Here is a 22,900-nt window from a genome sequence, read left to right as displayed (position 1 = left end):
AATCTGCCTGGCGGCAACAGCGCGGTGGTCCCACCTGACCCCATGCCGAACTCAGAAGTGAAACGCCGTAGCGCCGATGGTAGTGTGGGGACTCCCCATGCGAGAGTAGGGAACTGCCAGGCTCCAAATTAAAAGTACGCAGTGATAGTAGGGCAGTTCTCTACTTGATAGAGAGTAGGACAAAAGACAGGGTCTTTTGAACGTCGCTTGCGACGGCCCGAAGGGTGAATGACGTTGTCATTCATAAACTGCCAGACTTTAATTTAGTCATTATTAGATCAACGATCTGGTGATGCGAAGTTTGGCGCTGATATGGCTCAGTTGGTAGAGCGCACCCTTGGTAAGGGTGAGGTCCCCAGTTCGACTCTGGGTATCAGCACCAGTTAAACAATAGTTAGACATTGACAGAATTTGCCTGGCGGCAGTAGCGCGGTGGTCCCACCTGACCCCATGCCGAACTCAGAAGTGAAACGCCGTAGCGCCGATGGTAGTGTGGGGTCTCCCCATGCGAGAGTAGGGAACTGCCAGGCTTTAATTAAACGGATAAGCCCTCTGCGAAAGCAGAGGGCTTTTTCTATGGGAAATATCTTAGCGTAGGTACAGACTAATGCGATTGGGAACCGTGTTGAACGTCGCGTGCGACGGTCCCGGAGGGGCGAGTATCAGTATGATACGAGTATTGCCGAGGCATTTTTTGTTGGCTAAAATGTAGCAAGATTCTCTGTTCTGATATGGTCCAAATGAAGGGAAGGCCACTCGATTGGGTGGCCTTTTTCTTTTTATAACCGGATAGGCTTCTCTAATTTTTAGAAGCTAAATGATAGAATTAATTTCTTATTTAAACTTGATTTATACATCAAGTTATTGATGCAGCTTTCCCGAGTTTCTTTTCCATCAGAATAAAGGCCCGCTATTAATGATGATTCATCAAGAGCGGGCCTTTATATCATAAGTTTCAGCCTATCTGATTAGACTTCAACGACCTTACGTAAGCGGGCTTTCAGTGCGGAATACTCTTTCTGAACGTGGCCTTCAGCCCAGACCTGATCGAGAATGGGTTCTACTTTGACTGCGCAATGTTTGAATTCAGGCGTTCTGGATATGGGATCTAGTTCGTCCAGCGTCAGTTCATTACAGGCACCGATCCACCACTGGTAAGTCATATAAACGGCACCTTTGTTGGTCCGATCGCTGATCGTTGCACGACTGATCACTTTACCGCGACGCGATGCAATCCAGACTAGCTGATCCTGCTTAATACCCAGATTTAACGCATCCTGAGTATTCATCTGGATATAGCCCGGCTCATCGGCCAGCGTTTGTAATGCCGCGCAGTTACCGGTCATCGAACGGCAGGAGTAGTGGCCGACTTCACGTACCGTGGCTAATGCCAGCGGATACTGCTCATCGGTTAACTCCATTGGTGGACGCCAGTCGCAGGCATATAGCTCACCTTTGCCATTAGGCCGGCTAAATACGTTGCCCTCGTACAGATACGGAGTGCCCGGATGATCTAACGTAGGACAAGGCCACTGAACGTAGCCCAAGTCAGCCATTTTCTCGTAGGTTGCGCCATAATATTTAGGGCACAGTTCACGCATTTCATCCCAGATTTCCTGAGTATTGTTGTACTTCAGCGGATAACCGATCGCCGTTGACATCAGGCAGATGATTTCCCAGTCGGTTTTTACATCGCCCTTAGGCTCAACGGCTTTGTAAAACCGCTGGAACCCACGGTCTGCGCTGGTATAAACCCCTTCGTGTTCACCCCATGAGGTGGCCGGGAAAATAACGTCAGCGATGGCCGCGGTCTGAGTCATAAAGATGTCTTGGACAATCACCAAATCCATGGCTTCAAAGCCTTTGCGCACCATAGATAGGTCAGGTTCAGTCTGCATTGGGTCTTCACCCATAACGTAGAAGGCTTTGACCTTACCTGAGATAGCATGGTGCGGAACTTCACTGAGAGGGTAACCCTTCTTCTCAGGCAGTGATTCAACGCCCCAGGCTTTGGCAAATTTGGCTCTGGCTTCCGGGTCGTTAACATACTGATAGCCCGGCAGAGTATCGATTAGTGCGCCCATATCACAGGCACCCTGTACGTTATTTTGGCCACGCACCGGCGCAACGCCAACGTTTGGCCTACCAAGGTTCCCCGTCAGCAATGCCAGACTGGTTAAACACCTTACGGTATCCACGCCTTGACCCCACTGGGTAACGCCCATGCCCCATAATATGGTAGCTGACGGTGCCGCGGCATACATGCGGATAGTTTCACGAATTTGCTGAGCCGACAGGCCGGTGGTTTCTTCAACGTACTCCGGCGTGTACTTCTCAACGCTTTTCCAGAATTCATCAAAGCCTTCGGTATAATTAGCCACATACTCTTTGTTATAGAGATTTTCGGTAATCAATACGTTAGCAAACGCGTTAAGTAAGGCGACGTTACTGCCGTTTTTCAACGGAAGGTAATGATCCGCAATACGGGCCGTTTCGATGTAGCGCGGATCGCATACGATAATTTTTGCACCCTTTGCCTTTGCCTTAAGAATACGGCGGGCAACGATCGGGTGAGAGTCTGCGGCGTTATAGCCGAAGACAAAAACGCATTTGGTATCTTCAATTTCGCAGATGGAGTTACTCATCGCGCCATTACCCACTGAGCGGTGCAGACCTGCAACCGAAGGGCCGTGTCAAACGCGAGCGCAGCAATCCACGTTATTGGTACCGATAGCGGCACGGGCAAACTTCTGCATAATATAGTTCACTTCGTTGCCGGGGCCACGGGATGAACCTGAAGTCATTACGGCGTCAGGGCCGTGCTCTTCAATAATTTTCTTCATGCGGGAGCTGGCAAATTCGATAGCCTCTTCCCAAGATACTGCTTCAAGCTGCCCACCTCGCTGGCGACGAACCATAGGCTTAGTCAGGCGTGGGGTAAGAATTTTTGTATCGTTCAGGAAGTCCCAACCGTAGTAGCCTTTTAAGCAAAGTTCACCTTGGTTAGTTACGCCGTTAGCGCCTTCGGCACCAACAACTTTCCCGCCGTCAACCAACAGGTTGATTTTACAGCCCGATGCACAATAGGGGCAGACGGTAATTACTTTTTTCATGCTCATTTAACTCCTCAAGTCCGTAGGGATGCTTGATGCTTAAAAATTTAATTCTGTGGCTTCTTCTAGCGCGGCACGCTCTTGCTTCTTCCGTAACATTGTTTCTAATGATTCTGGTGTTACTAAACGGAGTGCATTAGTTGGGCAAACTTTGACGCAGGTCGGGCCCTCGGGCTTCCCTTCACAAAGGTCACATTTTTGAGCTTCCGTTTTTTGGCGCTGCGTTGCTATGACACCATTGCCGGGGATGGTGACAGTCTTCGTCACAATATTCATTGCGCCATAAGGGCAGGCAATTGCACAGGTTTTACAACCGATGCACTTTTCCTGAATAACCTGAATGCTGTTATTACTTCGCACAATGGCACCGTTAGGACACACTTCTGCGCAAGGGGCATCTTCACAGTGACGACATAAAATTGCTGTACTGATGGTTTGTCCTTTCACCACTCTGATACGAGGGGTGAAATTTTTTACCGAAAGGTTAGCAACATCGTTATCAGTGCTGTGGGCTACAACGCACGCCACTTCACAAGTACGGCATCCGATACAGCTTTTAGGATCTGCGATAACGAACCGGTTCATAAGTACATCTCCATTACTCGGTTCCTGACGAAAGCTCGAATTATTTTGGGTATAAACGTTGACATGTCCCCACGTTAAGTACGCTCATCACTTAACCTTAGGCAGAGTTTGTGCCAAGTTGAATTATTATTATAATTAACTGAAATATATTATGTTTTATTTAATACCAACTTGCACTACCAAATGTCACTTCCTTGATGTCGACGGGTAAAAATGCATAAAGCGGTGGAATAGCGCTAATACCAAAATCAACTATTTCAGCTATCCGTCAGTGATACACCAGACCGGAAGGACGCATGTTGATATGCCGCAATAATCACCATGATTTAGCGAAGTTATCGATTTACCAATTATTGATTTGTGCATTTGTCTGACCAAATATGCTCAAATCCGCTCCCGTTCTGCCAGTCGGTAAAGCAAAAAGCACTGAAGCTGTACGACTGAAAATGGAATGAACCGGCGGTGGGGGGGATTTGAGTATGAAAATTAGTTGTAAATATGTTGCTATGTATGAATTTCTGTATTGATATTCTGATCATTATTTTCATATTGATCTGGTCTTATAAGCTATTTTTAAAATTAAATATCTAAACTAATGTATTGGTGTTATGTCGAAATTTTTAATTATTGTGTTGGTGATTTAAATGTTTATTTAGTTAATTTTGTTAAATAAATAAAGGTCTGTTTTTATGATATATAAGTTAATTTCATGATATATAAATGAATTAATCTATTTTTGAATTTAACAAACATACATCATTAATGATCGTATAAATAACATTTAATTATTTTGTTGGAATATTATAAGGGTTGCTTTATGTATTTTTAAAATATTATAATAACGCATTGGATCCTTGTGTGATTTAATGTAAATTGCGCATGCTTGAATGAGTGTATATGCGTTATTGAATATTGATATTGGGAATAATATGTCTATAAAAGGGAATTATAAAATGGATAACACAAAAATCCTCGCTCTCAGTGCATGCCTTATGTTGACCGGTACGGTTAGTGCGATGCCCGCAACGGTTACCGTTGAAACTCCTAGCGAATTAACCGCTAGCGGCGGGGTTGTTGATCTGGTCGATCAGTACGGTATTGCTGCAACCGATCAAAATAATTTTACCTATTCTGGCGATGTCAGCATAACTCAAAATTTTAGTGCATCTGTGACGCCAAATCGGCCAGCTATCAGCGTGTTCAATAGCATTATGACGCTGGGGAAAACGGATATCTTAGTCAATATTGATAATGCCACAACCAGCTATGACTATATTTCTGCCGTAAGATTAAAGAATGGAACCTCTAGCTCTATTGCTCTTTCACAAACGGTGTCGGCAGAGTTTGGCGCTGGAACCACCATTACCGTGAATGGAAACAATAATATTGAATTAGAGGGCGTCCTTATTGAGGCCGGGGCTTATACTACGGATGGTATTACTACTTTAATTCCTGCGATGACCGCTTATTTAAACGAAAATACAACGATAACGTTAAATAATGCTGGCAACGCTTCATCTGGAATACAAACTTACCTTTCCGGCGCAAGAGTTGAAGCTAAAGATGGTCTTGTGGTTAACGTTAACTCTGGTAACGACTCGACTATTTATGGTTTATGGGCTCAAGGATCTTCCTCGCATCCCGAAGTTGCAAGCGTGATTGACCTCAAAGGTACCACGACCATTAACATGGTTAACGGTGGCGATACGACAACCGGTATTATGGCTAACACTGAAGGTTCTTTGGTAACGGGTTCTGGTCAGGTTACGGTAAATAGTACTACCACAGCCGGTGGAACCTCTCTGTATGGAGTTCGTGCTGTATCTAAGGGCGTTATTGATTTTAGCGGCCCGACAACGGTTAAGCTTGAAGGCGGAGATATGTATTCTGCCGCCGTATTCGCCCAAGCCGGCGGAGCGGTGACGCTGACCGGTGCTACGGTTGATGCTAATTCCGGTGAAGGCAGAGCGTTTTATGCCAGTGGCTTGAACAGTACTTTAACCGGTAATGCGGCTCAATATAATGCGATTGGTAACATACTGTCTTCATCGGGCGGTGTGATCAATTTGACCATGACCGATGGTTCAACGTTCACCGGTCAGTCTCTACTTGGTGCGACACCGGGTACCACTAATTTGACCATGTCCGGTGCCAATAGCGTTTGGAATATGACCGATGACTCAAAGCTGACTAACCTAACGCTGGACGGCGCAACCTTAAAGTATAACGATACTTCTGGTTCAAGCGGTTTACCAATGGTGCCTAAGAGCCTGATCGTTACCGGAAATTACGTCGGCAATAACGGTACGTTAGTGTTAAACAGCGTGCTGGGCGATGACTCGTCTCTGACTGACAAGCTGGTGGTTAACGGCGATACGTCTGGCCATACTAACGTTCAGATTAACAATCTGGGTGGGCTGGGTGCTCAGACTATTCAGGGCATTGAGATTGTTCAGGTTGATGGTAATTCAGCAGGAACCTTTGGTAACAGTGGCCGTATTGTTGCCGGTGCATACGATTACTCTGTTCGTTCGGGCAGCGCTATTAGCGGAGCGGCGGCTAAAAACTGGTATCTGGTTTCTGGTATCACACCGCCGACTCCTGTAATACCCGATCCGGGCCCAACACCATCTCCAGATCCAACGCCATCTCCGGATCCGAGCATTACGCCGATCTATCGCCCAGAAGCCGGTAGCTATATGGCTAACATGGCGGCAGCTGGAACCCTGTTTAATTTGCGCTTAGAAGACCGTGAAGGCCGGGCAGAAAACTCCAGCATGTGGCTGCGTCAAGTTGGCTCTCGCAATAAGTTCAGAGATTCCAGCGGCCAGATCAAAACCGCCACCAATACTTACGTGATCCAAGGCGGTGGTGAAGTCGCGCAAACTCAGTTTAGCGATATCGACCGTTTAGGCCTTGGCCTGATGTTCGGTTACGGCCAGTCAGACAGTAAGAGCGGTAACCGCCACAGCGGCTACAACTCTCAGGGTAAGGTTGACGGCTACAGTGCCGGCGTTTATGCCACCTGGTATCAGGATGCTAACACGCTGAACGGTATGTATGTTGATAGCTGGCTCCAGTACAGCTGGCTTAACGGTGAAGTGAACGGTGACCAACTATCGGGCGAAAGTTACGATATCAATGGCCTGAGTGCATCGGTTGAAAGTGGCTATCGGATCCCGGTTTACCAAGGCGTGAATGGCAACGTATTTGTCACACCGCAGGCTCAGATAACCTGGAACGGCATCAAAGCCGATGACCATCGTGAGGCCAACGGTACTCGCGTGACGTCTGACGATAACAACAACGTTCAGACCCGCTTGGGCGTGAAGCTATCCCGTGACGGCGTGAGCGACATGGACAAAGGTACAGATAAGCTGTTTACCGTTTATACCGAAGTTAACTGGTTACACAACACCGAACAGGCTGGCGTCACTATGGACGGTGTCACCACCAAGCAGGCGGGCAATACCAACGTCGGCGAACTGAAAGTGGGGGCCGAAGGCCAACTGAATAAGCACGTTAACCTGTGGTCTAACGTCGCTCAGCAGCTGGGTGATAAAGGCTATAGCGACACGGCCGTTGTTATCGGGTTTAAATATAAGTTCTGATAGTCAGTGTGAACCGTCAGCGTAAATAGTTAGGTTAAATAAAGGCCCGCAATCGGTGATTGCGGGCCTTTTTAATGGCTTCAATCAGGCGGCAGCTATTGCTAAGCGTGAGCTATTTATCACCGCTATTGGCCTGAATCATTGCTTCTGCCAGCGCACTTTGCGAATCGCCCAACTGGCGCAAGCCGTCGATTACGCCGCTGACATCTTCCTCCGTTCGGTTCTGACTCAGCTTCCATTTGCCTTCCACCTTAGTGGTTACTAGCTCAATGCCGATAACCCCTTTCAGCCTGTCGGCGATGAAGTCTGCCGGTGCGTCGCTGACTGACCAAGGCTCGCGCTGGTTGCTTTCATGTAGGGTAGTGAGCTGGTTGAACAACCTTAGTAGCCAGTCAGGATTGTCGATAATTTTTGCTTCCCCGCTGACCTGTACGCAGGCATAGTTCCAGGTCGGAACGGCTTTACCTCCGCTTTGCTTTTTCGAGGGATACCACGAAGGGGAAACGTAGCCCTCTACACCCTGAAATACCACCATGCACTGACGGTGTTCGGCGAGGGTTTTCCATTGTGCGTTGTCGCGTGAAAGATGGGCCCGAAGGGTGAGTTGCCCGGCGGCATCAACGTCGGCTAAGAAAGGAATAAGATTAGCTTCGATACCGTCGGCACCGTGGGCGATCAGCAGGCCGAGCGGGTAATGGCGGATTAACTCAGCCTGAGCCTGAATATCATGTTGTTTGAACGCGGGCGGTAAGTACATTGGCGCTATTCCTCAATCATCAGCTATACCCGCAGCCGGAAGCATTTTGGGCAGATCGGCTATTTATTGATAACGATATTTACCGCAACAGTAAAGGGGACAATGAATTTAAATCTGCAGCTAACGGCTAGTTATTGAGCTTTACGTCGGCGTTTTACGGTTTTTGCTGCCGTTTTTAGCAAATCGGGCCGTTTGACCTCTGCCGGTTCCGGCATTTTTCGATGTTCAATCGGAAACGCTGGCAGGGCTCCCAGCAGGCGAGAACCATAGTTTTTGGTGATTAGCCGGCGATCGTAAATCACGATTTCTCCCCGGCATTCATGGCTGCGGATCAGCCGTCCAACTTGCTGGATCAGGTTAAACGAGGCGCTTGGCAGGCTTTGTACTTCAAATGGATAACGATTCAGAGTTTTAAGCCATTCCCCTTCGGTTAAAATGACCGGGCTGTCGATTGGCGGAAAGGCAATTTTGTGAATATGAACCTGAGTCAGTAAATCACCTTTTAAATCCAGCCCTTCAGCGAAAGATTGCAGACCAACCAATACGCTGGTTTCTCCGGCTTCAACCCGTTTACAGTGTTCTTCTACCAATCGATAACGTGGCCGATCGCCCTGAACGAGTAGCGTCAGACGTAAATCGGGCAACAGGTTAACAAACTGCTGTAGCGCGCGGTTGCTGGCAAACAGCACCAGTTGCCCTTTATGTTCGCTCTTTGCCTGCTCCAAACGAAAGAAGTCGGCCATTTCTTGTAAATGGGCTACTTCATTGGCCATCATCGGTTCGTTTTTCATTATCGGAATGACCAGCTTACCCTGCTCACGGTGATTAAACGGTGAATTCAGACTGACGAAACGGTCACCGGATTTTTCACTTAGCCCGCTCATTTCTTGCAGGCGGGAGAAGCTATTGAGTGAGCGCAGCGTGGCTGATGTAATCACCACGTGCGGTATTTTGCGCCACAGCAGTTTTTCTAACTGATCGCTGACGCGAATGCCAACGCAGTGGAAAGTCAGGTGGGTTTGGTTATCGATAAATTTGCGCGTTATCCATTTACCAATTGGTGCATTAGAAGCCTGTTCCATGGCGGCCAGCTTCCACAGCTTACTCATGGTTTCTAGATAGCCTTGCATGCGGCTCATATGCAAAATTGCTCTGTGTAGCCGCACAATGTCGTGCTTGCCGGTTTTTTCGCTCAGGTCGTTAACCATATATTCAGCCAGACCGGACAGGGCATCGGTCAGTTTAAATAGCCTGGCGCACCGTTCGGTCAGCGCTGGCGGCAGAATCCCCATTTCAAAGCGGTACTCTGTGTCCGACAGGTCGGGAGGTAAATACTCACTAACCAGCTGTTCGACGGTGCGCAGCAGCTCACGCATTTCACTACAGTGATCGTTAAGGCGTTCGGCAATGGTCAGCGGCGGCGGGTTTTTCGGTGTGAACAGGGCTAAGCACTGTTCTATTTGGCGAACAAACGCGTCGAGCTGTAGGTTATTCCATACCGCTGTGATTTCAGCCTCGACTTCCAGCGCATCACGGGCTACGTCGGGCAAATGGTGGCCTTCGTCGAGCACCAGCAGCAGATCTTTGGCCGGTGGAAATACTGACTCTGACTCCAAAGCAGCCATCACCAGCGCGTGGTTAGTCACCACTACGTCGGCATTTTCAATCTCTCTGCGCGCCACAAAGTACGGGCACTCTTTAAAGTAGTAGCAGTTTCGCCCGAGGCAGTTGGCTTTATCGGTACTGATTTTAATCCATAGCGGATCTTTAATAGCCTGCTTATAGCGATCGCGCAGGCCGTCCCACTCATAGCGTGAAAGGGCGGTCTCCAGCTTTTTTGCCATTTTCAGCTCTTCGCCGCTGGAAGTAATCGGTTCGTCATCCAGCAGCAAGGCTAAGTCGCCCTGTGGATTTTCGTCGCTGATTGCCGCCAGATTGCGCGGGCATACGTAACGGCCACGGCCAAAGGCTCCGGTAAATTTGAGGTCAGGGATGATTTTTTTCAACAGCGGTAAATCTTTACTGTAAATCTGATCCTGTAGCGCGGTGTTTGCCGTGCTGACGATCAGCGGTTTTTGTTCTTCGCGGCTAATTGCAATGCCGGGGATCAGGTAAGACAGCGTTTTGCCCACGCCGGTAGGCGCTTCAATTGCCAAATGGCGTGCAGATTCACCGGAGAATGCCTTGGCGACCTCGGCGATCATCTGACGCTGCGGTGCGCGGGGGATAAAATCCGGAATTTCCTGTTGCAGGGTTTTGTACCACTGGCTTATCTGATCTTTAACTGCGGAAGAAAGCGCCATTGATCTCTTATTGAATTACGTTATGGACGAAAGTTTATGATTAATTTACTGAGTATTTATACAGGTATTTGCTGAGGAAATATATCTAAATCAGTGCAGGATATGATATGAAGGCTAGGCCTTCAGGCCTAGCCACTCAAAAACGTCGTTCCTCGGCCGCCAGAAAATGGCTATATTCTGGGGCGATAACTGCGAGCAAAACCTATAGCTTATCGGGTTGAAAGCGCTGAACCGGCTTCGGTTATTTTCCCGCAGCAACCATCACCGGGCTGTATTCCACCGGTACCCAACGATAGCCTTTACCGTCAATAGCTACGTGTCCCAAACCCGGGAACGGTAAGTGCGCGCCACCAATCCACAGCTTTTTCTTAGCAACATCAGCAAACAGTTTCTTACGGGTTTCGATCGCCCGTTTGCTATCGGTATCAAACTCCATCGCTATTTCAGGCTGGGCAAACTGGATCGAATGGCTATGAACGATATCACCCCAGATCAGCAGTTCTTGTCCTTTGGCGCTGAAAAGATAAGAGGCGTGGCCCGGCGTATGACCCGGGGTTGGAACGACTTCAACGCCGGCAATTAGCGTATCGCCCGGGCTGTAAACTTTGAAGTGATTAGCGGCCTGATAAGGCGCCACGGAATCCTGAGCCATTTGGAATAGCCCTTTTGCCTCTTCAGGCGCTTTAGCCGCTATCTCCGGGCTTAGCCAGTAATCGGCATCGGCTTTAGAGGCATACACCACCGCATTAGGAAAAACCATTTTTCCCTGCTCGTTAATGCCACAGCTATGATCGGCATGTAGGTGGGTCAGTAAAACCGTATCGATTTGTTCCGGCGTATAGCCTGCCGCACGAATGTTGTTTTGGATCCCACCCAACGTTGGGCCGAAACATTTAGCCGCGCCGGAATCGACTAATACCAGATTAGTACCGGTATTAATCAGATAAGCATTTACCGCGGTTTGCACGCCGTTGGTGCTGTCGAGGAACATTTTATCTAACAGCACCTTGGCATCTTTACCGTTGATACCTTTGAGCAGTTTATTATCGATATTAACGTAACCGTCATACAGCGCGGTGACTTCAAAGCCACCTAGCTGCATCCGATAATAGCCCGGTACCTGAGTCTTTTGTTGGGCAGGTACAGCAGCTAAAGCTACCGTGGGTTGAACTGCGCTTAGCACGCCAGCACCGGCGATGGTCAAGGCCAGTAAGGCCCGGCTAATGTTTTTCTTCATAGTGTGAAATTCCTTTTGTCTGGTTAATCTGGCGAAAATAGTAGGGTATGACTTAAGCAATTTGTACCACCCGGCACTGCTGGCACAGCGGGTAGCTCTCAAGGAATGGCTCGATCAGTTGGTGCATGGTAGTGAACTGATTACCGTAATAGTAAAGGGCGGTTTCAGTCTCACCGTCAAAATGGCTGTGCATCATGCCTTCCTGACCCAACAGGCTTGCCAGCTCGTCGATGATGACGTTGATATCTGAATTTTCATATACTTCGTCAGGTAGGTCTGTACCGTTAAGGTAAAGGGCTAAACCTTCATGCTTACCGAAAAGAGTAACGTTATTGCCGATGCGCAGCTTCGAACCCTTCGGGGCTAAGGCTCTTTCCAGAAAGCTAATGATATGCTCAATGGCCTGTGGGCTGATGTCAGTGGCGATAATTTCGATATCGCATTCTTTGATTTCGCCGTTATCGGTTAGTAAAGAACCTCCGCCGCTGATTCTACCGATATGATGAGCGCCTAAAACCTGAGCTAATGCGTCTTCCAGTTCACCGCGGTGTATCGGTTGTAATCTGGCGTTGAGCGTGATGGTGACCGATTCTTGCGGCACGCTTTCCGTGTTAAACATTCCAGAGTCCTTCTGAATTGATGTGGCTGGTTTTCACCAAAGCGTAAATGAAAATTTGCCGTATTGCCATAAGGAGTGAAAGCATTCAGGCTATGATTAGTTAACCAACGCTGATGAAATCGCATTGTGTAAGCGGATGAAAATAACCGCAATCAGTTTGGTCCTTTTTATCAAAATAGCGGGACATCAAAATCAAAAGGGGGCGAGTTATGCAGGTTTGTATTGTGGCCTACGTATCCGGGATCGTTCAAGGGGTTGGCTTTCGTTATTCCACCCAGCAGCAGGCTCTGGCACTCGGGGTTACTGGCTATGCCTATAATATGGACGATGGTGGCGTTGAGGTGCTGGCCTGCGGTGAGCTGCAACAGGTAGAGCGGCTGGTGGAATGGCTTAAACAAGGGCCGCGTTCTGCCCGAGTCGATCGGGTTCTGACCGAGCCCCGAGGCTATAGGCCCTATTCAGGATTTACGATACGTTACTGATTCCCATCCTTTAACTGACTTTTATAGTCACGGCTTGGCATGATCGGGTAGACTAACGGCAGTTATTGGGGTCTATCGTTATGTCGGGATCGTCTATGTCATCTTCATCTGTATCAATTCAGGCTTTACATACTTTTGGCCTGCCGGTGTTTGCAGAACGCGTTATTTCGGCCGAAACGCAGGAACAGCTGTGTGATGCGTGGCAACAGGCCGCGCAGGAACAACGCCCGGCAATTTTACTCGGCGAAGGCAGCAATATGCTGTTTCTGGAGGATTTCTCCGGCTGGATTATTTTAAACCGCATCAAAGGTATTAACGTCAGAGAGTCAGAAGATTTCTGGCACTTACACGTTGGTGCGGGCGAGAACTGGCACGAGTTAGTGTGTTATAGCTTAGAGCAGAACTTTAGCGGGCTTGAGAACTTAGCCCTGATCCCCGGCTGCGTTGGCTCGTCGCCAATTCAAAATATCGGTGCCTACGGCGTTGAGCTGAAAGACGTATGTGAATATGTTGACGTATTGAACCTGAGCTGCGGTGATACCTCACGCATTGCGGCTGAGGATTGCCAGTTCGGCTATCGCGAGAGCATTTTCAAACATCAGTTCCGTGAAGGCTATGCCATTGTGGCGGTGGGCCTGATTTTGCCTAAAGTGTGGAAACCGGTGCTGAGCTATGGCGACCTGCGCCAGCTTGATGCCCAAACGGTGACGCCAAAAGCGGTGTTTGATTCCGTATGCGAGATGCGTAGCAGCAAGTTACCCGACCCTAAGGTGACCGGCAACGCGGGCAGCTTCTTTAAAAACCCCATTGTTAGCGCCGAGACTGCCGCCCGGATCTTGGCTAGCGACCCGAATGCGCCTCACTACCCTCAGCCCGACGGCCAAGAGAAATTAGCGGCAGGCTGGCTGATTGATACGTGTCGGCTCAAAGGCCACCGGATTGGCGGGGCAGCGGTTCATCAGCAGCAAGCGCTGGTGTTGATTAATTTAGACAATGCGACCCCTCAGGACGTAACCGCGCTGGCTGGCTACGTGCGTAATCAGGTCGCGGCCCGGTTTAACGTCTGGCTGGAGCCTGAAGTGCGTTTTATTGGTCGTACCGGTGAGCGTAACGCCGTTGAGGTTTTATCATGAAGAACATCGCGGTCCCTTTGCAGTTGGTCAAGGCATTGTCTGACGGCGAATTTCATTCTGGTGAACAGTTGGGTTCCGATTTGGGCATGAGCCGCGCGGCGATTAATAAGCATATGCAGGTCCTACGCGATTGGGGGCTCGACGTTTTTACCGTTCCCGGCAAGGGCTATCGTTTACCGGCACCGATTCAACTGTTAGATCAACAGGCAATTACTGAACGCTTGCCTGAAGGTCGCGTCACCGTGCTGCCGGTTGTGAATTCGACCAACCAGTATTTAATGGATCGCCTTGGTGAACTACGTTCCGGCGATGCCTGCGTGGCTGAATATCAACAGGCCGGTCGCGGCCGTCGTGGTCGGCAATGGTTTTCTCCGTTTGGGGCCAACCTTTATATGTCGATGTACTGGAAGTTAGATCAGGGCCCAGCGGCTGCGGTCGGGCTAAGCCTAGTTATCGGTATTGTGATGGCCGAAGTGCTGCATAAGCTCGGCGCAGCGGACGTGCGGGTCAAGTGGCCAAACGATTTATACCTTAACGATTGCAAACTGGCAGGTATTTTAGTCGAGCTAACGGGAAAAACCGGTGACGCCGCGAACGTTGTGATCGGTGCCGGTATTAACCTGTCGATGCGAGATCCCGACGCCAGCGTAGTTAATCAGCGTTGGGCTAACTTAAGCGATGGCGGTGTGGCTATCGATCGTAACCTGTTGGTAGCGACGTTATTATCGACTCTGAGTGAAACCTTAAAACAGTTCGAACAGCAGGGGCTAGCGCCGTTTATTTCCCGCTGGAGCCGGTTGGATAACTTTATCGATCGTCCGGTGAAGCTGCTGATTGGTGAAAATCAGATCCACGGTATTGCCCGAGGGATCGATAAACAGGGCGCTTTGCTATTGGAACAGGATGGGGTGGTTAAACCCTATATTGGCGGAGAGATTTCACTACGTCAGGGTGACTAACTAACGGCAGTCTAACTAAGGAATGGTTAATGAATAGCGCTGTAAACAACGATAATCCTGAACTATTTGATGGTGATATTGGCCCGGTTAAATACGCGTTTAGCGTACCGGCGCTCTCGCTAGCAGACTATTGCCGGGGAAGCCGTATTACCCTGAGTAGCCTGTATAAAAAACGGTCCAACCTTAGGCGAGCGTTGACTCTGTGTGTGATATTTGCCGCTACGATTGGCCTGTTTGCGCTGATCGATATGATTTTCAACCGGTTTGGTATCAGCCTTTACATGACGCTTTTTCAAGCTGATAGTGAGGCAGAATCGGGTTTCCAGCTCTACTGGTGGAATATTAGCGTTGTAGCCCTTTTTTTATATGCCTTTTTGATCGGTTATTTCGTCATGTTTTCAATGGTCTTCCGGCGTAGTCAACACTTTCAGAAACAGTTTTATCTTAATGGCCAATCAACGGTGAGCGGTTATTATCTGGAGATAGGTGAAAGCGGTATAAGAAGTAAGGCTGAAAATGGGACCGCTAGCTTTAAGTGGGATAGCGTAACGGGCATTACCCGCCATAAAGGGATGACGTTTATCTCGATACACTCAATCAGTTTTTTCTGGATACCTGATAGCCTTGAAGGCTACGACTGTGATGCCGTTACCGCGTTTATTAAGAGTAAATTAGCTGAACCTGTCTGAATCATTGTGTTGGGGAGACGGCGTTATAGCCGCCTCCCTTCGCCAGAACGCCGTGCGTTGCTTACTTCCTCAACCTAACCTGTTCCACCGCATGATCGACGCCCTTCTTCAGAATCAAACTCGCCCGCTCACGGGTTGGTAGAATATTCTGCAGTAGGTTTTTTCCGTTGATCTCCTGCCAGATATTATTGGCAATGCTTAGCGCCTCTTCTTCCGACAGCTTAGCGTAGCTATGGAAATATGAATCAGGATCGGAAAACGCCCCTTTACGGAATTTTAGAAACCGGTTCACGTACCACTGATTCAGCAGCTTTTCTTCGGCATCGACATAAATAGAGAAATCGACAAAGTCAGAAACGAAAACGCGAAGCGGCGACTGGGGATAATCCATCCCGCTTTGCAGCACGTTCAGCCCTTCCAGAATTAAGATATCCGGTTGCTCAATAACCTGAGTTTCACCCGGTAAAATGTCATAGGTCAGATGGGAATAAACCGGTGCTTCAACCCGCGGCTCGCCCGATTTTATTTGAGAAACAAAGCGGACTAAATTTTGTATATCATAAGACTGCGGGAAGCCCTTCTTGGTCATTAATTGGCGTTCTTGCAGTACATGATTCGGGTGCAGGAACCCGTCGGTGGTGACTAAATCAACCCGACGATGCTCAGACCAACGGCTTAACAGCGCCTGCAGTACTCTGGCGCTGGTGCTTTTACCCACGGCAACGCTACCGGCAACGCCGATAATATAGGGAACCCGCTGGTTCTTAATACCCAGAAATTTTTCTAATACCGATTGATTGCGTAAGTTGCTATCGATATAAAAATTGATCAGCCGAGAGAGCGGCAGATAGATTTGGGAGACTTCGTCCAGAGACAGATCTTCATTAATGCCTTTAAGATTAATGATTTCCTGTTCGGTTAACGTCAGCGGTTCTGAATCCCGAAGGGCTGCCCACTGTTCGCGACTAAACTCGATGTAGGGGCTTAAAGCAAATAGTTGTTCTTTATTATTCATAAACCGTACTCTGTTTGTCAGCGCCAAATGTGTTGTTATCACTGGCCGACTAAGCAAATTAAGTAAGACGTAAGGCAACATTATAGACATCTTAGCCACTGGCACAGAAGTTTTTATCGTCTAATTGCTGATTTCTTTGATCTCTTTGAGCGTTAATTATCAATTTGAAGTGCAAAATGGCGATTGTTAGCGTTATTACACTTAGTTACTGTGAGGCGGCGTCATGAGTCCTGATGGAATACAGATCCGTATTAAAGGGAAAGTCCAAGGCGTTGGTTTTCGCCCTTATGTCTGGCAGTTGGCTCATGAACTGAATCTGAAAGGTGACGTATGTAATGACGCCGAAGGCGTTTTGGTTAGGCTGGTCAGCGGCCAGAATGCCGAAACGTTTATCCATTTATTGTATCAACGATGCCCTCCGCTGGCTAAAATTGAAAGTACCACCAGTCAGCCCTGTGCATGGCCTGAGCTACCCGATGATTTTACTATCCGCAGCAGTGGCGAAGGGCGAATGGATACCCAGATTATTCCCGATGCCACAACCTGCAGCGCTTGTTTAACAGAACTTTTTGATCCCCAAGATCGCCGTTATCGCTACCCGTTTATTAACTGCACCCACTGTGGCCCACGCTTTACTATTATCCATAAAATGCCTTACGACCGGCCGAATACCGCCATGGCTGATTTTCCGCTCTGTCCTTCATGTTTGTCTGAATACCGTTCACCGGCCGATCGCCGTTTTCACGCTCAGCCTAATGCCTGCCCGGACTGTGGCCCGCATATCTGGGTTTGCCAAGCCGATAGCGATGAAGTCCGGGGCGATGATGCGCTTTTACAGGCGGCAGAATTACTCTTAAGCGGAGGCGTGCTGGCGGTGAAAGGGCTTGGCGGGTTTCATTTGGCCTGTGATGCCACCAACGCTGCGGCGGTTGAGCTATTACGCCAGCGCAAGCGGCGCCCGTCTAAGCCATTGGCCGTTATGCTGCCTTCCGCTGACTGGCTTGGCCGCTGTTGCTCGCAGGATTCACCCGCGCTACGCCAGCTATTACAAAGCAGCCCTGCTCCTATTGTGCTGGTGACCAAAGCGTTTGAGTCACCGCTCTGCGATGCGATTGCTCCCGGTTTGGCTGAAATCGGTGTGATGCTGCCTTCTAACCCTCTTCAGCATTTATTAATGCAACAGGTAGGGCGACCGATAGTGATGACGTCGGGTAACTCATCCGGCAAGCCTCCGGTACTTACTAACCAACAGGCAATAACGGATTTACAGCATATTGCCGATCTGTGGCTGATGCACAACCGCGATATTGTACAGCGCGCCGATGATTCTCTGGTGCGCTACGCTGATGGTGCTGCGGAGATGGTTCGCCGTGCCCGGGGCTATGTACCGGATGCTTTCGCGCTACCGCCGGGTTTTGAGCAAGCCTCACCGGTACTGGCGATGGGAGCCGATCTCAAGAATACCTTCTGCCTATTGCGGGGCAATGGGGCCGTACTTAGCCCGCATCTGGGCGATCTGGACGATCTGGATATACAGCAACAGTTCGAACGATCGCTGGCGCTGTTTCAGGATATCTATCGTTTTTCTCCATCGGCTATTGTTGTCGATGCTCACCCCGGCTATGTCAGTCACCGATATGGTCGGCAGCTGGCCGAGCGGCTTAATTTACCTCTGTACGAAGTGTTACATCACCACGCCCATATCGCCTCGTGTATGGCTGAACACGGTTGGGGGCTTGAAAACGGGCCGGTGATTGGTCTGGCGCTGGATGGTCTGGGCTATGGCGAAAACGGGCAGCTGTGGGGCGCGGAGTGCCTTCTGGTGGACTATTCTCAGTGTCAGCACTTAGGCGGGCTGCCTGCCGTAGCCATGCCCGGCGGTGAGCTGGCCTCTTCTCAGCCGTGGCGTAATCTGTTGGCCCAGTGGCTTAGATTTGTGCCGGACTGGCAGAGTTATCCGCAGGCCAGTGCGATCGCACAACAGAGCTGGAAGCCGCTGGAAAAAGCCATTGAGCGCGGAATAAACTCTCCGCTAGCCTCTTCATGCGGGCGACTGTTTGATGCCGTCGCTGCCGCGCTGTTGATTTCCCCTCAGGCTATTAGCTGGGAAGGTGAGGCCGCCTGTAAATTAGAGGCTCTGGCCCGCCAGTCTCTGATAAAAGATCATCCGGTTACGCTACCGTTAAAAGAAAACCAGCTGGACTTAGCGGTTTTTTGGTCACAGTGGCTGGCCTATGGCGGCTCACCTGCCGATCGGGCTTATGCTTTCCATGCCGCACTGGCTCAAGGATTTGCCGATATGGCAAAAATGTTTGCCCGCCGATATGGTATCAACACCGTTGTATTATCCGGTGGCGTAATGCATAACCGGCTATTGCGAGAGCTGCTGGCCGATGCGCTGGGCGACGTTCAGGTGCTTTATCCGGAACGTTTACCGATGGGCGATGGCGGATTAGCCTTAGGTCAGGCGGTTATTGCTGCGACAAGGCAATTAATTTGTCCTATTAGTCACGATTAAACGCAATACCTATGCCGAATGCTCTGTTGTTAATGCTTTTCATTAAGTTTTTCATTAAAAATAGATAATTCTAATATTATTCGAATGATATATATGAGTGGCAATATAATAGTGATGATGTGAATTTCATTATTATTCTAGTTGGCATTATTATTAAATTCGTTTATTAAGCATAAAATATAAATAATTGAATGAGGCAATTTAAAAACAATTGCGGCCAGCACGATAATAATTTAAATATATTTTTCCCCCTATGTGCATCAGGTCTTATCACAAAAATAACCATATATAAAGTGTGGTTAATTAACTCGAAGTAAGATATGTCACTTATAAATCGCAATTAATTTGGAATTATTATCTGTTGTTCTGCTGTAATCTGCGCATTTAATTTGAATAAAAGCGATGTTAACTCAATGTAAATAAAATGATCTATTTTATTTGACGTTATATAAATACACGTCTAGCCTTAAGAGTAGAATAACCAATCAAAATTTCGTTGCCATAAGCTTGATAGGGTTAGTCAATAAGCAACTTAACATCGGTATTCATGGAATCTTATCTCCGAAGCTAATTGGAACAGCTTTCAGGGGGAAAGATTACTGGTACCTAAAAACCGGAAAAACATATTTCGGTACTAGGTAAAGATAACTTGCTTATTAAGCGGCTAATTAAGCCCGGAGGTTCCATGAACGATAAAACCTCATTGCTATGGCGTTCAGTACTTATTATTGGAAATTCACTGCTAATTCTGGCCATATCTGCCTGTGGCGGAGGCGGCGGAGGCGGTGGTGGAAGTGGAAATAGCGGCGGAGGTGCCAGTAATACCGCTGGTGGAGGCAGCAATAATAACGATAAGACAGGCGTAGGTACAACACTGGGCCCTTTGGTTCAGGACCGTTATAACCAACACTTATTTATTACCAATACTGTTGAAGCTCAACAGGCCGGGCTAACCGGTGCAGGCGTTATTGTTGGCCTTATTGACAGCGGTGTTCTGACCACCAATCTGGCGCTTTCAGGCAAAGTCGTTAGCTCACTAAGCTACGTTGATCCGGCTACCAACAATTTGAACATCGGTGACGTTCGCGGGCACGGTACTATGGTCGCAGAGACCATTGCCGGGCAACGGGTGGGTAACTTTTCCGGCGGTGCAGCGCCCGGTGTTTCTATCGTGAGCGCCCGTATTATCAGCGATACGCCAACTTCTGCAGGAACTAAAGGTTATTCGCTGGCTCAGGTTAATCTGGATATCGCCCGTGCCGGAGCGAAAATTATTAATAACTCATGGAGTCTACCCGACTGGGATCCCGCGACTGACCGTGTTACCACCAATAATTATGTTAATGCTTATCAGCCCTTTATCACTACTTATGGTGGTCTGGTGGTGTTTGCCAGCGGGAATGATTCGGCTACAACGCCTGATAAAATTGCTTCCTTACCGACTATTGCAGGTTCTCAAGCGTTAGAAAGAGGCTGGCTGGTGGTGAGTGCGGTAAATCCTTCTGACCTGAATTCTCTGGCCACTTATGCAAATGCTTGCGGTATTAGCATGCGTTATTGTCTGGTTGCTCCCGGTACGGTTTCTGTACTTAGCGATGACGGTGTTAACAACACGCTGGTGTCAGGTACGTCATTTGCTGCACCTCAGGTTACCGGTGCGGCAGCGTTGGTCTGGCAGGCATTTCCCTATTTTTCGAATGACTTAGTTCGTCAGACTCTATTAGGTACCGCAACCGATCTTGGAACTGCTGGCGTTGATGCCACTTTTGGTTACGGTTTGCTGAATACGGCGGCTGCAGTTCGCGGGCCCATGAAGTTTGACTGGGGCGATGTTAGCGTATCGTTTGACGGTTATGCCTCAACGTGGGGTAATCCGATTAGCGGCGCTGGCGGCCTGACTAAACAAGGTACCGGTACTCTGATTCTTACTCAAGACGCTAGCTATACCGGCCTGACTCAGGTTAACGGTGGTACGTTATATTCAAATAAGAGTCTGGCTTCTGCGGTGAACGTCGGCACTCAAGGAACGCTTGACGTACGTCGCGTTGGCGGCGTGGTTAATAATCAGGGCCACGTTGTACTGCGCGATGGCGTCAGCACATTTTACAGTGACTATGTACAAACTAGACAGGGCCAGCTTGATGTTGTGCTGGGTTCTACGCTGCAGATTGCAGGCACCGCCAACATTCAAGGCGGTAATTTGAACGTTCTGGCCGTTCCTCAGGGTTATATCACCGTATCCCACCAAGATGTTTTGACCGCCAATAGAGGGCTGAGCGGGGCCTTCGATAACCTGACTCAGTCGGCTGGCGTGTTCTTAGATGCAACCATAGGCCAAAACGCGAATCAAGTGTGGCTGAACGTTCAGCGGGTTAACGTCGCCGCAGCACAAGGCGTGGAATATAGTGCGGCAGCGACGGCGGGCGCTAATCGGGTGGAACAGGCGTTCGATCAGCTCGATCGGCAGGCGGCAGGCGCTTCTACGGCACAGGCCAGCACCGCGCAGGCTGAATTTTTAAGCGCCGCTGCCAGCCTTCAACAATCGCCGACCGTTCAGGCAGCTAAAGCTTCGCTGGAAAGCCTGTCAGGACAAATGCCGGCAGCCAGTACCGCCATGACGCTACAGGCAATTAATGTGAATAACCGTCAGGTTTCTGACCATGTTGCCAGACTGCTGGATTCGCCGAAAACCAATGAGTGGAGCAGCAATATTAATTACCAGAGTAATATGACCAGCGGTGGTTTTTCGGGCCTGAACTACAACATGAACGGCTGGGTGATGGGGCAAGACGTTTTTCTGGATCGTAATACCTTTATCGGCAGCACGCTGAGCCGTAGTGATACATCCGGTTCACTGCGCGGCGGTTCTGAGTTTAGCAGCGGTACCATTACCGAAGGTTCACTGTACGGCGGTAAGATTTTTGATTCTTATTATGTTACCGGGCGTATTAGTTCTGGCTACTATAGTGGCGAACAAAAACGTAACTTACAGTTGGGTAATCAATCGCTTCGTGCAAACAGCGATCAAGGCGGCAATTACTTTACCGCCGGAAGTGAAATGGGCTATCGCGTAAAAAGTGAAGGCTGGCAGTTTACCCCTTATGTTGATACGCAATATATCAGCCTGAAGCAGGATGGTTTTAAAGAGAGCGGAGCATCAGGGTTTGGTCTGGAAGCTAACGATCGGACCACCACTCGCTGGCAGGCCGGCGTTGGTGCTCGTACCGGCTATGGTTGGAACTTTGGGCTAGCGCAACGGGTTAACCTGACAGCTAAAACTCACTATCAGCACGCCATCGCTCAGGACAATGGTAGCTATAACGCCAGTTTCACCGGCGTTAACCAGTATATGCCGTTGGATGGCATCGCCTTATCCCGTGACGTAATGATGGTTGGCAGCGGTCTGGAATGGATTTTCTCCGATATGTTATCGATGAATATGAATTACGAACAATATTTTAGTGATAATCAGCAGTCGAATATGATGAATATGAACGTATCTGTGAGTTTTTAATCAATAGATTTTGCACCTAAGATTGAGCGCTCCGGATGGGGCGCTTTTTTATTGCAGCATCGCTGTTTTTATATGATCCCGATACTTTTGTCCCTGTCCCTGTCCCTGTCCCTGTCCCTGTCCCTTTGTCCTTGCCCTTTACTCTTAACCCTTGCCCTTGTAGTCGGGTCGTCATCCCGTTGAAAAACAGGACCCAGCTGTTGAATTTGACCTTTGTTTTTGTCTTCTAAATTCAAGAGAATAAGGTCAAGGACTGGGTCCGTTTTTCAACGGGATGACGACCAGAAGGGATCAGAATGAAGGGCAAGGGCAAGCCTCCCGCTGTCATTGAATACACGAACACACGTGATTCGCCAAACCGCCGG

General features: G+C 48.9%; 14 protein-coding genes, 1 tRNA gene and 2 rRNA genes. 10 read left to right on the top strand and 7 right to left on the bottom strand.

The genetic code is table 11. The annotated features are described in order from the left end of the window. Window positions 1-6: 6 nt before the first annotated feature. The 3 genes from rrf (GVI43_RS15410) (at window position 7) to rrf (GVI43_RS15400) (ending at window position 530) form a co-directional block, all read left to right on the top strand. Window positions 7-122: ribosomal RNA gene (gene rrf / locus GVI43_RS15410) — 5S ribosomal RNA — on the top strand. A gap of 184 nt (window positions 123-306) precedes the next feature. Further along, a tRNA-Thr gene (locus GVI43_RS15405) sits at window positions 307-382 on the top strand. A gap of 32 nt (window positions 383-414) precedes the next feature. Further along, window positions 415-530: ribosomal RNA gene (gene rrf / locus GVI43_RS15400) — 5S ribosomal RNA — on the top strand. 438 nt (window positions 531-968) lie between these two features. Here the strand turns inward: rrf (GVI43_RS15400) and fdhF are convergent. Further along, window positions 969-3,113, bottom strand: a complete 2,145-nt coding sequence (fdhF, locus tag GVI43_RS15395; RefSeq protein ID WP_159567730.1) for a formate dehydrogenase subunit alpha — start codon at window positions 3,111-3,113, stop codon at window positions 969-971. A 39-nt stretch (window positions 3,114-3,152) separates the two neighbouring features. Continuing rightward, window positions 3,153-3,698 (bottom strand): 4Fe-4S dicluster domain-containing protein, encoded by a 546-nt coding sequence (locus GVI43_RS15390; RefSeq protein WP_159567729.1) that lies wholly within the window; start codon window positions 3,696-3,698, stop codon window positions 3,153-3,155. Window positions 3,699-4,651: 953 nt separating this feature from the next. Here GVI43_RS15390 and GVI43_RS15385 point away from each other — a divergent pair. Continuing rightward, a complete protein-coding gene (locus tag GVI43_RS15385) occupies window positions 4,652-7,309 on the top strand; it encodes an autotransporter outer membrane beta-barrel domain-containing protein (RefSeq protein WP_159567728.1) in 2,658 nt (885 codons plus the stop codon). 112 nt (window positions 7,310-7,421) lie between these two features. On the opposite strand, the gene GVI43_RS15380 is transcribed toward GVI43_RS15385, so the two are convergent. From GVI43_RS15380 to GVI43_RS15365, 4 genes are all read right to left on the bottom strand, one after another. Then, window positions 7,422-8,066 carry an FMN-binding negative transcriptional regulator gene (locus GVI43_RS15380; protein WP_159567727.1) on the bottom strand — a complete coding sequence of 215 codons (645 nt, stop codon included), beginning with the start codon at window positions 8,064-8,066 and terminating at the stop codon, window positions 7,422-7,424. A gap of 131 nt (window positions 8,067-8,197) precedes the next feature. Beyond that, window positions 8,198-10,369 carry an ATP-dependent DNA helicase DinG gene (gene dinG, locus GVI43_RS15375; RefSeq protein WP_159567726.1) on the bottom strand — a complete coding sequence of 724 codons (2,172 nt, stop codon included), beginning with the start codon at window positions 10,367-10,369 and terminating at the stop codon, window positions 8,198-8,200. A 241-nt stretch (window positions 10,370-10,610) separates the two neighbouring features. Beyond that, complete coding sequence (locus tag GVI43_RS15370; RefSeq protein WP_159567725.1) at window positions 10,611-11,606, bottom strand: MBL fold metallo-hydrolase; 996 nt, start codon at window positions 11,604-11,606, stop codon at window positions 10,611-10,613. 52 nt (window positions 11,607-11,658) lie between these two features. After that, window positions 11,659-12,225 (bottom strand): hypothetical protein, encoded by a 567-nt coding sequence (locus GVI43_RS15365; protein WP_159567724.1) that lies wholly within the window; start codon window positions 12,223-12,225, stop codon window positions 11,659-11,661. A gap of 209 nt (window positions 12,226-12,434) precedes the next feature. On the opposite strand from GVI43_RS15365, the gene yccX reads away from it, so the two are divergent. The 4 genes from yccX to GVI43_RS15345 all read left to right on the top strand — a co-directional run bounded on the left by yccX (window position 12,435) and on the right by GVI43_RS15345 (window position 15,488). Beyond that, window positions 12,435-12,707: an acylphosphatase gene (yccX, locus tag GVI43_RS15360; protein WP_159567723.1), complete on the top strand. Its 273-nt coding sequence runs from the start codon at window positions 12,435-12,437 to the stop codon at window positions 12,705-12,707. A 95-nt stretch (window positions 12,708-12,802) separates the two neighbouring features. Continuing rightward, the gene (gene murB / locus GVI43_RS15355) at window positions 12,803-13,840 is read left to right on the top strand and encodes a UDP-N-acetylmuramate dehydrogenase (RefSeq protein ID WP_159567722.1); all 1,038 of its coding nucleotides are present in this window, start codon (window positions 12,803-12,805) and stop codon (window positions 13,838-13,840) included. Further along, window positions 13,837-14,799 carry a bifunctional biotin--[acetyl-CoA-carboxylase] ligase/biotin operon repressor BirA gene (birA, locus tag GVI43_RS15350; protein ID WP_159567721.1) on the top strand — a complete coding sequence of 321 codons (963 nt, stop codon included), beginning with the start codon at window positions 13,837-13,839 and terminating at the stop codon, window positions 14,797-14,799. The genes murB and birA overlap by 4 nt, the downstream gene beginning before the upstream one ends. A gap of 29 nt (window positions 14,800-14,828) precedes the next feature. Next, window positions 14,829-15,488, top strand: coding sequence for a YcxB family protein (locus GVI43_RS15345; protein WP_159567720.1), 660 nt, complete (start codon window positions 14,829-14,831; stop codon window positions 15,486-15,488). A gap of 61 nt (window positions 15,489-15,549) precedes the next feature. On the opposite strand, the gene coaA is transcribed toward GVI43_RS15345, so the two are convergent. After that, window positions 15,550-16,503, bottom strand: a complete 954-nt coding sequence (coaA, locus tag GVI43_RS15340) for a type I pantothenate kinase (protein ID WP_159567719.1) — start codon at window positions 16,501-16,503, stop codon at window positions 15,550-15,552. Window positions 16,504-16,726: 223 nt separating this feature from the next. Here coaA and hypF point away from each other — a divergent pair, with 223 nt between their 5' ends. Both hypF and GVI43_RS15330 read left to right on the top strand, forming a co-directional pair. Then, window positions 16,727-19,021 carry a carbamoyltransferase HypF gene (gene hypF, locus GVI43_RS15335; RefSeq protein WP_159567718.1) on the top strand — a complete coding sequence of 765 codons (2,295 nt, stop codon included), beginning with the start codon at window positions 16,727-16,729 and terminating at the stop codon, window positions 19,019-19,021. A 685-nt stretch (window positions 19,022-19,706) separates the two neighbouring features. Then, on the top strand, window positions 19,707-22,535 hold the full coding sequence (locus tag GVI43_RS15330) for a S8 family serine peptidase (RefSeq protein WP_159567717.1): 2,829 nt from the start codon (window positions 19,707-19,709) through the stop codon (window positions 22,533-22,535). Window positions 22,536-22,900: the final 365 nt, after the last annotated feature.

The organism is Budvicia diplopodorum, assembly GCF_009800925.1.
In the GTDB taxonomy this organism is placed as follows: domain Bacteria; phylum Pseudomonadota; class Gammaproteobacteria; order Enterobacterales; family Enterobacteriaceae; genus Budvicia; species Budvicia diplopodorum.
The sequence above is the reverse complement of the archived record's forward strand: the minus strand, read 5'-3'. Positions and strand labels throughout refer to the sequence as shown.

Excerpts from the sequence above, each read along its gene's own strand:
- GVI43_RS15390 (WP_159567729.1), bottom strand. The coding sequence starts at position 3,698 with ATGAACCGGTTCGTTATCGCAGATCCTAAAAGCTGTATCGGATGCCGT.
- GVI43_RS15385 (WP_159567728.1), top strand. The coding sequence starts at position 4,652 with ATGGATAACACAAAAATCCTCGCTCTCAGTGCATGCCTTATGTTGACC.
- GVI43_RS15380 (WP_159567727.1), bottom strand. The coding sequence starts at position 8,066 with ATGTACTTACCGCCCGCGTTCAAACAACATGATATTCAGGCTCAGGCT.
- dinG (WP_159567726.1), bottom strand. The coding sequence starts at position 10,369 with ATGGCGCTTTCTTCCGCAGTTAAAGATCAGATAAGCCAGTGGTACAAA.
- GVI43_RS15370 (WP_159567725.1), bottom strand. The coding sequence starts at position 11,606 with ATGAAGAAAAACATTAGCCGGGCCTTACTGGCCTTGACCATCGCCGGT.
- GVI43_RS15365 (WP_159567724.1), bottom strand. The coding sequence starts at position 12,225 with ATGTTTAACACGGAAAGCGTGCCGCAAGAATCGGTCACCATCACGCTC.
- yccX (WP_159567723.1), top strand. The coding sequence starts at position 12,435 with ATGCAGGTTTGTATTGTGGCCTACGTATCCGGGATCGTTCAAGGGGTT.
- murB (WP_159567722.1), top strand. The coding sequence starts at position 12,803 with ATGTCATCTTCATCTGTATCAATTCAGGCTTTACATACTTTTGGCCTG.
- birA (WP_159567721.1), top strand. The coding sequence starts at position 13,837 with ATGAAGAACATCGCGGTCCCTTTGCAGTTGGTCAAGGCATTGTCTGAC.
- GVI43_RS15345 (WP_159567720.1), top strand. The coding sequence starts at position 14,829 with ATGAATAGCGCTGTAAACAACGATAATCCTGAACTATTTGATGGTGAT.
- coaA (WP_159567719.1), bottom strand. The coding sequence starts at position 16,503 with ATGAATAATAAAGAACAACTATTTGCTTTAAGCCCCTACATCGAGTTT.
- hypF (WP_159567718.1), top strand. The coding sequence starts at position 16,727 with ATGAGTCCTGATGGAATACAGATCCGTATTAAAGGGAAAGTCCAAGGC.
- GVI43_RS15330 (WP_159567717.1), top strand. The coding sequence starts at position 19,707 with ATGAACGATAAAACCTCATTGCTATGGCGTTCAGTACTTATTATTGGA.